Raw genomic sequence first — 13681 nt, 5'->3', positions numbered from 1 at the left:
GGCCGTGGGTACCGGAAATCCGGGGAACCCTACGAAGGCGCCGACCGTCAGCAACGATACCGGCACACCGCGCGGCCCCCACGGGACGGGGGCGCACGCGGGAGGTAGCGTCGGGCGTAAGACCGCATGTGATCTCCCGGTGGATCTGGTGATCACAGGTGATTCGTGGTGACCCGCCGCCGGACTGACGGCCCGGCGAACGGACGAGACAAGGGGAAGACGCACCTCAGATGACGGACCGACGCCGCCGGGCGGCCCTCCTTCTCCTCCCTCCCCCAGCTACCGCTGGGTGGTACCCCCAGCCCGCCACCGCTCCGGGGACGGTGCTGCTGTCGCGCGAGCACAAGCCGTCGTCCCCCTCGGAAGGACAGCAAGGCGCGGGGACCGGTGGCACGGGGGACCCCGACGGCCGGGAACGCCAGGGCTCCGGCCAGGACCGGGACGACGAGGACAACCCCTTCGCCGCACCGCCCGCCGGCACGCCCGACCAGGAATGGCGGCCCCGCCACGCGCACTCCGGCCACCGCGGCGACGACGGCTCCGAGGGCTCCTCGGGCGAGCAGGGCTCCGGCGCGGGCTGGGGCAGCCAGTGGAGCAGCCGCCAGCCGGGACGCCAGGGCGGCGGGTTCGGCAGCCGGCCCGGGCGCGGCGGTCCCGAGGGGCCGGGCGGCCCCGGTGGTCCCGGCGGCCCCGGCCAGGGCGGACTGCGCTGGGACCCGACCGACCCGGCCCAGCGGCGGGCGCGCTACGCACTGCTGTCGGGCATGTGGGCCTTCTTCTTCGCGCTGTTCAGCCTCCCGGAGATCGCCCTGCTGCTCGGCGCGCTGGCGCTGTACTGGGGCATCAGCTCGCTGCGCGCCAAACCGCGCGCGGGCAGGCCGGGCGGGACCGGACAGGCCAAGGCGAAGGCCACCGCTGCGGACGTCGCGGGCGGCGGCCCCGTGCACGACGCCGACACCACTCCGGCGGCGGGCCCGCCGCACGCGACCGCCGGCAACACGGGCACGCCCGCGACGTACGGCGGCGGGCGGCCGCAGACCACCGCGGCGCTGAGCGGGCTGGTCACGGCGTGCCTGGCGCTGGCCATCGTGGCCGCCGGCTTCACGCTCCAGCTCGTGTACAAGGACTACTACACCTGCGTCAACGACGCCCTCACCCAGTCGGCGCGGCACTCCTGCGAGGAGCTCCTCCCGGAGCAGCTGCGGCCGATCCTCAGCGTCCAGGAGTAGACCGGGCCCCGCGCACCGGGGACCGGCCGAGCCGGCGCCAGAGGTACCACTCGCGCAGGAGCAGCGCGCCCGGTACGGCGACGGCGGCGGTCCAGCCGGCCGCTGCCGCGCCCGTGAGCCACCAGCTCGGGCCGACGTGCCGGAGCGCCGCGGTGCCGAGCGGGCCGCCCGCCGCCCCGGCCAGCGCGGCGGCCCCGGCCCCGCACCACAGCGCCGCCAGTCCGGCGACCCCGGCGGTGGCCCGCCGGTTCCAGCGCAGCAGCCGTGCCTCGGCGGCACGCGCGCGGCGTTTCCCGGCCGACGCGTCGCCGGTCCGCAGCGCCGCTTCCCGTACCCCGTCCACCGCGGCCCGCACGGGTCGGGCGGCGTACCACGCGGCGGCCAGCCCCGCCGCAACGGGTCCCACGGCCACCACCCAGGTCAGTGGCGATCCGGCGCCCTCCTGGGGGACCGCGCCGAGCAGCGGGAAGGGCGGCAGCCCCGCCGGGAGGCCGGTGGCGCCGAGCGGGCCCACCGCGCTGCCGGCGCCGAGCGTGAAGCCGGGGCCGAGCGCGTAGGCGGCGCCCCAGACGGCGGCGTTCGGCAGCAGCAGGAGGCAGATCAGCAGGACCGTGCCGCGGCCCGGCCAGTCCTGGGCGAGGTGGAGGAGGCTGTGGCGTACGGCGCCCGCGTGCCACACCAGGCCGGCCAGTACCAGCAGCGTCCCCGTGGCGAGCAGCACCGCTCCGGCGGCGCACGCGGCCCGCAGTGCGGCGGCCCGCCGGGGCCGGGCGAGCGCCGCGCGCACTCCCGGCGGCAGGGCGGCCCAGGCGCGGCGGAGGCCGGCGGGCGGCAGCACCGCACGCAGTCCGACCGTGCGCGCGGCCGCCGCCGCGGCCGCGCCCGCCGCGGTGAGCGGCACGAAGAGCAGTGCGCTGGAGGGTGCGACGCGCAGCGGTCCGGTCGCCGCGTACGCCACGGTGGCCGCGGCGATCAGCAGGTAGCCGCCGAGGAACCGGCCGAGCACCGCACCGGGGGAAGCGGCGCGCGGGCCCGCCCCGCGCGCCGCCTGCCGCGGCACAGGCCGGTGCGCCGCGCCCGACAGGGCGTGCTGGGCGCACCGGTACAGCAGCGCTACGGGCACGGCGACCATGAGCAGCGGGGTCACGCCCACCGGCACGGCGGCGGCGCCCGGGCCCGCGGTGCGTACGAGGTCCGCGCCGTGCGCCAGCAGCCACAGGTCGGCGGCGACGTGCAGCGCGCCGGAGGGGCTGCCGGCCGGGGCCGGCGCGGCGATCCACAGGAGGAGCACGGAGACGGTGCAGACGCCGAGGCTCAGCCCGGCGGTGACCGCGCCCACGAGGAACGCGCCGCCGTTGGTGGTGGCGCGGGGTGCCGCGGCGCCGCCGGGCGTGGCCGCCGTCGGGCCGCTGTCGGTCATCTGGCTCACGCGGCCATGCTGCCAACAACACCCGTTTCCACCACGCAGCGGGCGGATGCCGGACGTGTCGCCCAATATGCGTTTATGGGATTTACTACTCGGAAGCCCCAGGAGACTCGTAAACCCAGGAAGAGCCGGCGGCCCTCGAAGCCCGGGAAGGCCCCCCGGCCCCGGAAGGCCGGACGGCGTGGCAACGCCGAAGCGCCGTCGGACGCCGCGTGCGACGCACCGGCTGACGCGCTCTCACCCTCCGCCGCCTTCGACGCGCTGTACGACCGGCACGCGTCGGCCTTCGCCCGGCAGGCGTTCCTGCTCACCGGGCGGCCGGAGCTCTCGCGCGAGGCGGTCGAGCGGGGCTTCCAGCTGGCCTGGCAGCGCTGGCCGGAGGTGGCCAGGGACCGCGACCCGGCCGGATGGGTGCGGGCCGCGACCCATGAGTACGCGCTCTCCCCCTGGCACCGGTTCCGCCCGAGCAGCTTCCGCTCCCCCGTGAAGGTGCCGGGGACCGGGCGGCCCGACCCGCTGCTGGCCGCCCTGCTGCGGCTGCCCCCGCCCTACCGCCGCGCTCTGCTGCTGCACGACGCGGTCGGCCTGGAGCTGCCGGAGACCGCGGCCGAGGTCGAGGCGAGCACACCGGCGGCGGCGGGCCGGCTGACGTACGCCCGCCAGACACTCGCCGGGCGGCTGACGGAACTGGGCCTGGACGGCGCGCCGCCGGCCCGGCAACGGGCGATCCTGTGCGAGCGGCTGGCCCGCCTGGCCGACGACCATCCGGTACGGACGCCGACGGCGCATGCCGTACGGACGGGCGGCGAGCGCAGTACCCGGCGGACGACGCGGGGCGCGATCGGGCTGACCGGGCTGATCGCCGCCCTGACCGCCGGTGCCCTGTGGGCCGGGGGCGGCGAACGGTACGTACCGCCGCCGGCCGGGCCCGGGGTTCCCGCGGCCGGTGACACCCGGGCCGAGCACGACCCGCAGCAGCGCCCGTAGTACGGCGCGGCCGCATACGACGCGGACCCGTACACCCCCCAAGGGAGTACGGGTCCGCTGAGAAAGCTACGCGTGCGCCGCGTCAGGGACGCAGCGCCGCGCCGCGCCGGGTTCAGCCGGCGAGCAGCTCGCGGGCGAGCTCGGCGGTCTCGGTCGGGGTCTTGCCGACCTTGACACCGGCGGCCTCCAGGGCCTCCTTCTTCGCCTGGGCGGTGCCGGAGGAGCCGGAGACGATGGCGCCGGCGTGGCCCATGGTCTTGCCCTCGGGCGCGGTGAAGCCCGCGACGTAGCCGACGACCGGCTTGGTGACGTTCTCCTTGATGAAGTCGGCCGCGCGCTCCTCGGCGTCGCCGCCGATCTCGCCGATCATGACGATCAGGTCGGTGTCGGGGTCCGCCTCGAACGCCTTGAGGGCGTCGATGTGGGTGGTGCCGATGACCGGGTCGCCACCGATGCCGACGGCGGACGAGAAGCCGATGTCACGCAGCTCGTACATCATCTGGTAGGTCAGCGTGCCGGACTTCGACACCAGGCCGATACGGCCGGGCTTGGTGATGTCGCCCGGGATGATGCCGGCGTTGGACTGGCCGGGGGTGATCAGGCCGGGGCAGTTCGGGCCGATGATCCGGGTCTCGTTGCCCTTGGCCGACGCGTACGCCCAGAAGGCGGCCGAGTCGTGGACGGCGATGCCCTCGGTGATCACGACGGCCAGGCCGATGCCCGCGTCGACGGCCTCGATGACGGCGTCCTTGGCGAACTTCGGGGGGACGAAGATGACGGTGACGTCCGCACCGGTCTTCTCCATCGCCTCGGAGACCGAGCCGAAGACGGGCACCTCGGTGCCGTCGAAGTCGACGTTGGTGCCGGCCTTGCGGGGGTTCACGCCGCCGACGATGTTGGTGCCGTCACCCAGCATGAGCTTGGTGTGCTTCATGCCGGTGGCGCCGGTCATCCCCTGGACGATGACCTTGCTGTCCTTGGTGAGGAAGATAGCCATGGTTGTCGGTGTCCTCGTCCCTTACTTAGCCGCAGCCAGCTCAGCGGCCTTGTCGGCCGCGCCGTCCATGGTGTCCACGCGCTGCACCAGCGGGTGGTTGGCGTCGGACAGGATCTTGCGACCCAGCTCCGCGTTGTTGCCGTCGAGGCGCACGACCAGCGGCTTGTTGACGTCCTCGCCCTTGGACTTCAGGAGCTCCAGGGCCTGCACGATGCCGTTGGCGACCTCGTCGCAGGCGGTGATGCCGCCGAAGACGTTGACGAAGACCGACTTGACGTCCGAGTCGCCGAGGATGATCTCCAGGCCGTTCGCCATGACCTCGGCGGAGGCGCCGCCACCGATGTCGAGGAAGTTGGCGGGCTTGACGCCGCCGTGCTTCTCACCGGCGTACGCGACGACGTCCAGGGTGCTCATGACGAGACCCGCGCCGTTGCCGATGATGCCGACCTCGCCGTCGAGCTTGACGTAGTTCAGGCCCTTGGCCTTGGCAGCAGCCTCGAGCGGGTTGGCTGCGTCCTTGTCCTCCAGGGCCTCGTGCTCCGGCTGGCGGAACTCGGCGTTGGCGTCCAGGGACACCTTGCCGTCGAGGGCGATGACGTCACCGGAGGCGACCTTCGCGAGCGGGTTGACCTCGACGAGGAGGGCGTCCTCGGCGACGAAGGTCTCCCACAGGGTCACCATGACGTCGGCGACCTTGTCGGCGACCTCGGCCGGGAACTTCGCCGCGGCGACGATCTCCTTGGCCTTCTCCAGGGTGACGCCCTCGTTGGCGTCGACCGGGATCTTCGCCAGCTCGTCGGGCCGGGTCGCCGCGACCTCTTCGATGTCCATGCCGCCGGCGACGGAGGCCATGGCCAGGAAGGTGCGGTTGGTGCGGTCGAGGAGGTACGAGACGTAGTACTCCTCGACGATCTCCGGAGCGGTCTCCGCGATCATCACCTTGTGGACCGTGTGGCCCTTGATGTCCATCCCGAGGATGTCCGTCGCGCGGGCGACGGCCTCGTCGGGGGTCGCGGCGAGCTTCACGCCACCGGCCTTGCCGCGCCCGCCGACCTTCACCTGGGCCTTGACGACAGACTTGCCGCCCAGCCGCTCGGTCGCCTCGCGGGCCGCCTCAGGCGTGTCAATGACTTCACCGGCCAGCACCGGTACACCGTGCTTGGCGAAGAGGTCCCTCGCCTGGTACTCGAACAGGTCCACGCGCGTCCGTCCCTTTGCTTCTCAAATAGCCACGAGTCGTGGTGATCGCGGTTCGTTGTCTGCGCGGGCGTGCCGCGAGGGCAGGGTGACAACGCAGTCACAGCAAGGGCGTACATCGTCAGCCGGTACGCGGCATGTCCGTCTCGCAGGTTATCCCCGCGGCAGCGGCCCTTCTAAATCGCAGATCACACTGCGGCGGTGATTACTGTCACAGATCACGCGGACGGAGGCGCGCGTCACAGTCCCGGCCGGACGTGGCCGGATCCCGACGGTGCCCCGCACGGGGCCCTCACGCGGAGTACACCCCTCCGCCGCCCGCCCTCCCCCGGCCCCACGCAACCGGCGTCCGGTATGCACCCGGGCGAGCGACTCACGGCAGTACGGCCCGCACACCCGTCGCACCGCCCCGTTCACCGGTTCGACACGATCCACACAACTCCTGCGCAAAAGCTGACCGGAACGACTCCTTGACCCCCCAACTGTCAGCCCTGGAAACTGCGTTGAGCACTTACGCATCAGGAGTCACAGGCCGGCCGTCACCACGGCCGCCTGGTCCCGGCCGGCCCGACCCGGCAGGGACAGACGGGGGAGAACTGATGAGTAGGCGTGGCCGCGTAGGGGTGCGGCGGCGTCAGCTTGCCCGCCCCCTCTTCCGCCCTCTTGGTGCCCTCTTACTCGGTGCCTGACAGGGATTGGAGGGGGAATGCCGACAAACGCGACCTATCCCGGCGTCTACGTCGAAGAGCTTCCCAGCAGCGTCCGCAGCATCACCACCGTCACCACCTCGGTGACCGCCTTCGTGGGACACACTCGCCGGGGCCCGCTCAACACTCCGGTGCGCGTCACCAGCTTCGCCGACTTCGAGCGCCGCTTCGGCGGTCTGACCTCGAAGAGCCCGCTGAGCTACGCCGTGCACCAGTTCTTCGGCAACGGCGGCACCGTCGCGGTGATCGTGCGGGCCGTCAAGGCCGGCACCGGCGAAGAGGCCGGCGTCACCCTGGAGTCCACCGAGGGCCACAGCGAGTGCCCGGTGCTGGAGGTGCACGCCAAGGAGCCCGGCATCTGGGGCGACGGCCTGCGCATCGCCGTCGACCACGACACGCCCACCCGTCGCACCACCACCCCTGCACGAGGCGCTTCGCGCCACCCCTCTCATGGGGCCACCTTCAACCTCCAGGTCCTCGACGCCAAGGGCACCGCACGCGAGTCCTACGGCAACCTCTCCATGGACCCCGAGAGCGGCCGGTACGCCGAGACGGTGATCAACGCCGGCTCCCAGCTCATCCGCGTGAAGGTGCTCGACGAGGGCCGCCCCGACCCGTCCGGCACGGTCTCCAAGCCGTTCGCGCACGACCTGCCCGACCTGAACGTCGATCTCACCGTCAAGATCGGCGACGTCGAGCGCGAATTCACCCTGTACGACCCGGACCAGGACGGCGAGGCCCCCTGCACCGTCACGGAGCTCGCCCTCCTCCTGGAGCGCAAGCTGCGCGCGCTGCCCGACGCCCCGGGCAAGCACGCCTTCGCGGGCGCCCAGGTCACCGCCTTCGGCCGCCGCCTCCAGGTGGTCGCCGGGTCCGTCGACCCCGAGGACGTGGTGCGGTTCGTCGGCGAGTGCGCCAACGACCTCGGCCTGGAGGCCTCGGTCAATCCGCCGGTCTTCCCGCTCCGCGGCGGCGTGGACGGCGACGTCCCCGGCCCGCGCGACATCATCGGCAGCGAGGCCCGCAAGACCGGCCTCCAGGCGCTGCGCGACGTCGACGACGTGAACCTCCTCTCGCTGCCGGAGCTGTCCGGCTACGAGAACACCGAGGACATGGTCACGGTCCTCTCGGCCGCCGAGCGGCTCTGCCAGGAGCGGCGCATCTTCCACCTCGTCGACGCGCCCTCGACCTGGGTCTCCGTGGACTCCGCACGGGCCGGCATCGGCGCCCTGGACTCGGTACGCGGCAACCACTCCGGCCTGTACTTCCCGCACCTCCAGCTCACCGACCCGCTCACCGGCCGGCTGCGCACCTTCCCGCCGTCCGGCGCCATCGCGGGCGTGATCGCCCGTACGGACAGCGAGCGCGGCGTCTGGAAGGCACCGGCGGGCACCGAGGCGCGCCTCGCGGGCGTGCACTCCCTCTCGGTGAAGCTCACCGACCGGGAGAACGGCCTGCTGAACCCGCTGGGCATCAACTGCCTGCGGACCTTCCCCATGGTCGGCCCGGTGGTCTGGGGCGCCCGCACGCTGCAGGGCGCCGACGCGCTGGACAGCGAGTGGAAGTACGTACCGGTCCGCCGCCTCGCACTGCACGTCGAGGAGTCCCTGCTGCGCGGCCTGCAGTGGGTGGTCTTCGAGCCCAACAACGAGCAGCTCTGGCAGCAGATCCGGCTCAACGCCTCCTCGTACCTGCACGGCCTGTTCCAGCAGGGCGCCTTCAAGGGCGGCACCCCGCGCGAGGCGTACTTCGTCAAGTGCGACAAGGACACCACGACGCCCGAGGACATCGACAACGGCATCGTCAACGTCGTCGTCGGTATCGCGCCGGTCAAGCCCGCGGAGTTCGTGATCGTCAAGATCCAGCAGATGGCCGGGCAGTTCGAGCTCTGACCATGAGGAATCAAGGAACGAAGGAACCGAAGGAATCCGATGGCTGAGTTCACGATCAATGCCCATCGCTTCGACCCGTACAAGAACTTCAAGTTCCTGGTCCTGTGGGACGGTCGTACGGTCGCGGGCATCAGCAAGATCTCCCCGCTGAAGCGGACCACCGAGGTCGTCAAGCACCGCCACGGCGGCGACCCCTCCTCCCCGCGCAAGTCGCCGGGCCGCTCGGAGTTCGAGGGCATCACCCTGGAGCGCGGAGTGACCCACGACCCGGAGTTCGACCGCTGGGCCAACAAGGTCTGGCAGGTCGGCGCGGGCCTGGGCTCGGAGGTGTCGCTCGCGGACTTCCGCAAGGACATCGTCATCCAGGTCCTCAACGAGGCCGGCCAGGTCGCCGTCTCGCACAAGATCTACCGGGCCTGGCCGAGCGAGTACCAGGTGCTCGGCGAGATGGACGCCAACGCCAATGCGGTGGCGATCCAGAGCCTGAAGCTGGAGTGCGAGGGCTGGGAGCGGGACTACGAGGTCGAGGAGCCGCAGGAGCCCTCGTTCACGCACCCCGCCTGAGCGCCGGACGGTACGGCGAGCACCCCTGCGTACGCACCGTACGCCGCGTACGCGAAGCACCTGAGCACCACCGGACGAGGTGAGGAATGGCGGTCACCGGGCCCGCTGAGCTGCTGGCCACCTGGGAGGCCGGGCAGGTCTTGCAGGACAGCGGCCGCGCCCTGCTGCTGCACCGCGCCGCCCGCCCCGAGGCCGGCACCGACGCACTGCTGTCGGTGCCGGCGGGCGAGCGCGCGGCGGACCTGTTCGCGCTGCGCCACGCGCTGTTCGGCGCGCGCATGCAGGTCAAGCTGGCGTGCGCGGACCCGGAATGCGGCGCGGCGATGGAGTTCGAGCTGGACGCCGCCGAGCTGGGCTCCGTACGGCCGCGGCCGCCCGAGGACGGCCTGCGGGTCGCCGAGGGCGGCTGGTCGGTGACGTTCCGGCTGCCCACCATCGCCGACCTCGCCGAGGCCGCGTCCGCGGCGGCGGACGCGGCGGACGCCCGCCGGCTGCTGGCCGCCCGGTGTGCCGTGTCGGCCGCCCAGGACGGGCGGCCGGCCGGCCCCGGGGAGCTGGAGCGGCTGCCGGAGGCGGTACTGAAACGCTTCGCCGAGGCGGTCGAGGAGGCCGACCCGGGCGCCGAGGTGACGCTCAGCATCGCCTGCCCCGAGTGCGGCGCCACCACCCCGGCCGAGCTCGACATCGCCGCCTACCTGTGGACCGAACTGGACGCCTGGGCCCGCGACGTGCTCCTGGACGTCCACCTGCTCGCCTCCGCCTACGGCTGGAGCGAGCCCGAGATCCTGGCGCTCAGCCCGCTGCGGCGCCGCTACTACCTGGAGCTGTGCGCGGATGTCTGACGACTACTTGGGGCGGCTGGTAGCCCGGCACGCGCCGGCACCGCGTGCGCTCCTGGGCGCGCCGGGCAGCCGCGCGGCCGGCAGCCGCACCGGACCGGGCGGGCGCACGCTCGTACAGCCGCGGCTGCCGGGCCCCTTCGAGCGCATCGAAGCACTGGGCGGCGCACCGGCCGACCCTTCGCACGAACCGGCACCGCTGTACCCGCGGACGCCCGCACCCGCACCGCCCGAGGGCGAACGCCTCCGCTTCGAACGGGAGATCAGGACCACCGAACGGGAGACGACCGTGCTGCGGTCCGAGGTCCCGCGCCCGGACGGCCCGGAACCCGCCGAGCGCTCCGCGTGGCCGGTCACGCCCTTGCTCCGGCCGGCCGCACACCCGCAGCCGGGATTGCGGCCCGCCGCGCCCGAGGGGCAGCGCGCTGCGGCACGGCGTACGGGGGACCGTGGGGAGGAGCCCGGCCCCGTGCGCCCGGCGGCGGTCCCGCCCGCTCCCGGCGGCCCGGACGCCGCCCCGCGCGCCGTGGCGCCCGCGCTGCGTCCCCGTACGGACGTACCGGCGGCCCGTGACGCGGCACGCGCCGCGGCCGGCCGGCGCGGGCAACGGCCCGCCGAGCGCGTCGTGCACGTACAGATCGGCCGCCTGGAGGTCAGCGCGGCCGGCCCGGACCGGCCCGCGTCCGGTGGCGTTACGGCGCGTGGCGAACGGCGGGGGCCCGCCCTGAGCCTGGCGGACTACCTGGCGCGCGGGGAGAGGACGAGCTGACGGTCATGGTCACGACGACTTCACGGACTTCACGGGGACTGAACTCATGAGCAACGCACTCGCCGTCGCGACGGTCACCCAGGCCCTTGCGCTGCTGATCGAGCACAATCTGCACCCCGAGATCGACATGGCCGTCTCGGTGGAGACCCGCAAGCCGCCGGCCGAACCGGCCCTGGACCCGACGATCACGGTCTTCTGCTACCAGGTCACGCACAACCCCTCGATGCGCAACAACGACCTGGTGACCCGGGCCGCCGACGGCACGCTCCTGAAGCGTTCCGCCGCCGCGATCGACCTGCACTACCTGATCAGCGCGTACGGCGAGGAGACGGAGCTGGTCGGGCAGCGGCTCATCGGCAGTGTGGTGCGCACGCTGCACGAGATCCCGGTCCTGCCCAAGGAGCTGATCGAGGAGGCGTGTCAGCGGCCGTACCTGGTGGGCAGCGACCTCGCCGAGTCCCTCCAGCGGGTCCGCTTCACGCCGACCCAGATGGACGTCGACGAGACCTCCAAGCTCTGGGGCATGCTCCACAACACCCCGTACTCCCTGTCGGTGGTCTACCAGGCCTCGCTGGTCCTCCTGGACGGCCACGAGAAGCCGGCCCCGGCGAAGCCGGTGCAGCGCCCGGACGTCCGCGTGCTGCCGTTCGGGGCGCCGGGCGCGCCGGAGCGGCCGGGGCCGGCCCCGGCCGGGGAGGCGGCGGAGCCGGGCACCGGGCCCGCGTCCGAGAAGGCGGCGTCCGAGAAGGCGGCTGCGGGGGCGGGGGCGGGGGCGGGGCGCGCACCGGCCGCGGAGGCGCCTCGCACGGAGGCCGCCCCTGCCACGGAGGCCGCCCCTGCCGCGGAGAAGAAGGCCGCGGAGAAGGCCGCGGAGAAGCCCGCTGCCGCGGCCAAGAAGGCGGCCGGTGGCGCGAAGACCGGGGGCGGGCCCGCTCGTACGCGTACCCGCACCCGTAAGGCGGCGGGTGGGACCGGCGCCGGCGCCACGGGCCGTGCGGACAAGGACCAGGGCAAGGAGAGCTGAGGCCGGTGCGCGGAGCGGGGGGTACCGAGGACATGGGTGAGCGCGAGGGGACCGGTACGGCGGACGGTGCCGCGCTGGCCGCTGCCGTGCGGTCCGTACTGGCGCGCGTGGACGCCCACGCCGCACGGGCCCGCGGTACGGATGCGGGTACGGCAGACGGCAACGGACCCGCGGCCGACGTCCCGACCGCGGCCGACGTCGCGTCCGCCCCCGGTGCAGCCGTCGAGCCCGCGCCCGCCGCCCCGAAGGTGGCGTCCCTCGACGCCCTGACCGCCTGCTTCGGCCTCAGCACCTTCGAGCGCGAACTCGTCGTGCTCGCCGCCGCCTCGGAGCTCGACCCGACCGCCGACGCGCGCTGCGCCGCGGCCGCCGGCGACCCCAGCCGCGCGTATCCGACCTTCTCCCTCGCCCTGGCCGCCCTCGCCGAGCCGCACTGGAGCGCCCTCACCCCCGTCGCGCCGCTCCGCCGCTGGCGCCTGATCGAGCTGGACGACGAGGCCCGGCTGACCACCACCCGGCTCCGCCTGGACGAGCGCATCCTGCACTTCCTGGTCGGCACGCCGTACCTGGACGCCAGGCTGCACGGCCTGCTCCGCCGCACGGCCGCCCCCGCCGCCCTCCCGCCCTCGTACGACGCGGCGGCCGACCGGGTGGCCGCCGGCTGGTCCGGTGGTGGCGAGGCCGCCCTCCGCGTCGAACTGGTCGGTGCCGACCTCCGCACGCGCGCCGACATCGCCGCCACCGCGGCCCGCCGCTCCGGCCTCGGCCTGTACTCCATGGCCGCCGACGACGTGCCCACCGACCCCGCCGAACGCGACCGGCTCGCCCGCCTGTGGCAGCGCGAGGCGATCCTCCTCCCCGCAGCGCTGCTCATCGAGGTCGGCGAACTCGACCGCGACCAGCACGCCGCGGCGGACTCCTTCATCGCGGGCGCCGCCGTCCCCCTCGTCGTGTCGAGTCCCGACCCCCGCCGTACGGAGCACCCGCGCGGCGAACGCGTCACCGTCCCCAAACTCTCCGACGAGGAGCACCTCGCCCTCTGGACCGACGCCTTCGCCGACGTCCCCGAGGTCACCGACCGGCACCTGCAGGCCCTCGTCGCGCAGTTCCAGCTCCCCCCGCACGTCGTCCGCTCGGCCGCCGCGACCGTACGCCGCGACCTGCCCCACTCCGACGTGTCGGACGGCGCGGAACTGGCCTGGCAGGCCGGCCTCACCGAGGCCCGCATGGGCCTGGACGAACTGGGCCGCCGCATCGAGCCGCGGGCCGGCTGGGACGACCTGGTACTCGCCGACCGCCAGCTCCGCATCCTCCAGGAGATCGTCGCCCACGTACGCCAGCGCAGCACCGTCTACCAGGACTGGGGCTTCGCGAAATCCCTCCGCAGCGGCCTCGGCGTCACGGCCCTCTTCGCGGGCGGCTCCGGCACGGGCAAGACCCTGGCCGCCGAAGTAATGGCCAAGGAACTGGGCCTCGACCTCTTCATCATCGACCTGTCCCAGGTCGTCAGCAAATACATCGGCGAAACGGAGAAGAACCTCAGCCGAGTCTTCGACGCGGCGGAACGAGGCGGCGCCCTGTTGTTGTTCGATGAAGCCGACGCGCTCTTCGGCAAACGCAGCGAGGTGAAGGACAGCCACGACCGCTACGCGAACCTGGAGGTCAGCTACCTCCTCATGCGCATGGAGGCGTACCGCGGCCTGGCGGTCCTCACCACCAACATGAAGAAGGCCCTGGACTCCGCCTTCATGCGCCGCATCCGCTTCGTGGTCGACTTCCCCTTCCCCGGCGAGAAGGAACGCGCGGAAATCTGGCGCCGAGTCCTCCCCGCCCAGGCCCCCATGAAGGGCATCGACCCGGACCTGCTGGCACAGCTCACGGTCGCCGGCGGCTCGATCCGCAACGTCGCGCTCTCCGGCGCCTTCCTGGCCGCCGAGGAGGGCGAGCAGCTCCAGATGCGCCACATGCTGGCCGCGGCCCGCACCGAATACCTGAAGCTGGAACGCTCCTTGACGCCGTCGGAGGTCCACGGATGGGTCTGAACGAGTAC

Annotated in this window: 11 protein-coding genes; 8 read left to right on the top strand and 3 right to left on the bottom strand. The window is 73.5% G+C overall.

Translation table 11 applies throughout. The annotated features are described in order from the left end of the window. Positions 1 to 230 precede the first annotated feature (230 nt). On the top strand, positions 231 to 1229 hold the full coding sequence (locus tag AAC944_RS22315; RefSeq protein ID WP_030609692.1) for a hypothetical protein: 999 nt from the start codon (positions 231 to 233) through the stop codon (positions 1227 to 1229). Here AAC944_RS22315 and AAC944_RS22310 read toward each other — a convergent pair. Next, positions 1213 to 2649 (bottom strand): cell division protein PerM, encoded by a 1437-nt coding sequence (locus AAC944_RS22310; protein ID WP_051871482.1) that lies wholly within the window; start codon positions 2647 to 2649, stop codon positions 1213 to 1215. The genes AAC944_RS22315 and AAC944_RS22310 overlap by 17 nt on opposite strands. Before the next feature lie 84 nt (positions 2650 to 2733). Between AAC944_RS22310 and AAC944_RS22305 the strand changes: the two genes are divergently transcribed. After that, on the top strand, positions 2734 to 3642 hold the full coding sequence (locus tag AAC944_RS22305) for an RNA polymerase sigma factor (protein WP_051871483.1): 909 nt from the start codon (positions 2734 to 2736) through the stop codon (positions 3640 to 3642). 112 nt (positions 3643 to 3754) lie between these two features. On the opposite strand, the gene sucD is transcribed toward AAC944_RS22305, so the two are convergent. Both sucD and sucC read right to left on the bottom strand, forming a co-directional pair. Further along, positions 3755 to 4639, bottom strand: coding sequence for a succinate--CoA ligase subunit alpha (sucD, locus tag AAC944_RS22300; protein ID WP_030609702.1), 885 nt, complete (start codon positions 4637 to 4639; stop codon positions 3755 to 3757). A 21-nt stretch (positions 4640 to 4660) separates the two neighbouring features. Further along, the gene (gene sucC / locus AAC944_RS22295) at positions 4661 to 5839 is read right to left on the bottom strand and encodes an ADP-forming succinate--CoA ligase subunit beta (RefSeq protein WP_030609704.1); all 1179 of its coding nucleotides are present in this window, start codon (positions 5837 to 5839) and stop codon (positions 4661 to 4663) included. 703 nt (positions 5840 to 6542) lie between these two features. Between sucC and AAC944_RS22290 the strand changes: the two genes are divergently transcribed. The 6 genes from AAC944_RS22290 (at position 6543) to AAC944_RS22265 (ending at position 13673) form a co-directional block, all read left to right on the top strand. Beyond that, positions 6543 to 8435, top strand: coding sequence for a phage tail sheath family protein (locus AAC944_RS22290; protein WP_030609707.1), 1893 nt, complete (start codon positions 6543 to 6545; stop codon positions 8433 to 8435). 39 nt (positions 8436 to 8474) lie between these two features. After that, positions 8475 to 8999, top strand: a complete 525-nt coding sequence (locus tag AAC944_RS22285; protein ID WP_030254205.1) for a phage tail protein — start codon at positions 8475 to 8477, stop codon at positions 8997 to 8999. An 86-nt stretch (positions 9000 to 9085) separates the two neighbouring features. After that, on the top strand, positions 9086 to 9841 hold the full coding sequence (locus AAC944_RS22280) for a T4 family baseplate hub assembly chaperone (RefSeq protein ID WP_030609710.1): 756 nt from the start codon (positions 9086 to 9088) through the stop codon (positions 9839 to 9841). Next, the gene (locus tag AAC944_RS22275) at positions 9834 to 10607 is read left to right on the top strand and encodes a hypothetical protein (RefSeq protein WP_030609713.1); all 774 of its coding nucleotides are present in this window, start codon (positions 9834 to 9836) and stop codon (positions 10605 to 10607) included. Before AAC944_RS22280 ends, AAC944_RS22275 begins: the two co-directional genes overlap by 8 nt. 46 nt (positions 10608 to 10653) lie before the next feature. Then, positions 10654 to 11631 (top strand): Pvc16 family protein, encoded by a 978-nt coding sequence (locus AAC944_RS22270; protein ID WP_051871484.1) that lies wholly within the window; start codon positions 10654 to 10656, stop codon positions 11629 to 11631. A 32-nt stretch (positions 11632 to 11663) separates the two neighbouring features. Continuing rightward, on the top strand, positions 11664 to 13673 hold the full coding sequence (locus AAC944_RS22265) for an ATP-binding protein (RefSeq protein WP_030609717.1): 2010 nt from the start codon (positions 11664 to 11666) through the stop codon (positions 13671 to 13673). The last annotated feature ends 8 nt before the right edge of the window (positions 13674 to 13681 follow it).

Origin of the sequence: Streptomyces sclerotialus, from assembly GCF_040907265.1 — a bacterium.
GTDB classification, from domain to species: domain Bacteria; phylum Actinomycetota; class Actinomycetes; order Streptomycetales; family Streptomycetaceae; genus Streptomyces; species Streptomyces sclerotialus.
Note: the sequence above shows the minus strand (reverse complement) of the source record. Positions and strands in the feature narration are given on the sequence as shown.

Excerpts from the sequence above, each read along its gene's own strand:
- AAC944_RS22315 (WP_030609692.1), top strand. The coding sequence starts at position 231 with ATGACGGACCGACGCCGCCGGGCGGCCCTCCTTCTCCTCCCTCCCCCA.
- AAC944_RS22310 (WP_051871482.1), bottom strand. The coding sequence starts at position 2,649 with ATGACCGACAGCGGCCCGACGGCGGCCACGCCCGGCGGCGCCGCGGCA.
- AAC944_RS22305 (WP_051871483.1), top strand. The coding sequence starts at position 2,734 with ATGGGATTTACTACTCGGAAGCCCCAGGAGACTCGTAAACCCAGGAAG.
- sucD (WP_030609702.1), bottom strand. The coding sequence starts at position 4,639 with ATGGCTATCTTCCTCACCAAGGACAGCAAGGTCATCGTCCAGGGGATG.
- AAC944_RS22290 (WP_030609707.1), top strand. The coding sequence starts at position 6,543 with ATGCCGACAAACGCGACCTATCCCGGCGTCTACGTCGAAGAGCTTCCC.
- AAC944_RS22285 (WP_030254205.1), top strand. The coding sequence starts at position 8,475 with ATGGCTGAGTTCACGATCAATGCCCATCGCTTCGACCCGTACAAGAAC.
- AAC944_RS22280 (WP_030609710.1), top strand. The coding sequence starts at position 9,086 with ATGGCGGTCACCGGGCCCGCTGAGCTGCTGGCCACCTGGGAGGCCGGG.
- AAC944_RS22275 (WP_030609713.1), top strand. The coding sequence starts at position 9,834 with ATGTCTGACGACTACTTGGGGCGGCTGGTAGCCCGGCACGCGCCGGCA.
- AAC944_RS22270 (WP_051871484.1), top strand. The coding sequence starts at position 10,654 with ATGAGCAACGCACTCGCCGTCGCGACGGTCACCCAGGCCCTTGCGCTG.
- AAC944_RS22265 (WP_030609717.1), top strand. The coding sequence starts at position 11,664 with ATGGGTGAGCGCGAGGGGACCGGTACGGCGGACGGTGCCGCGCTGGCC.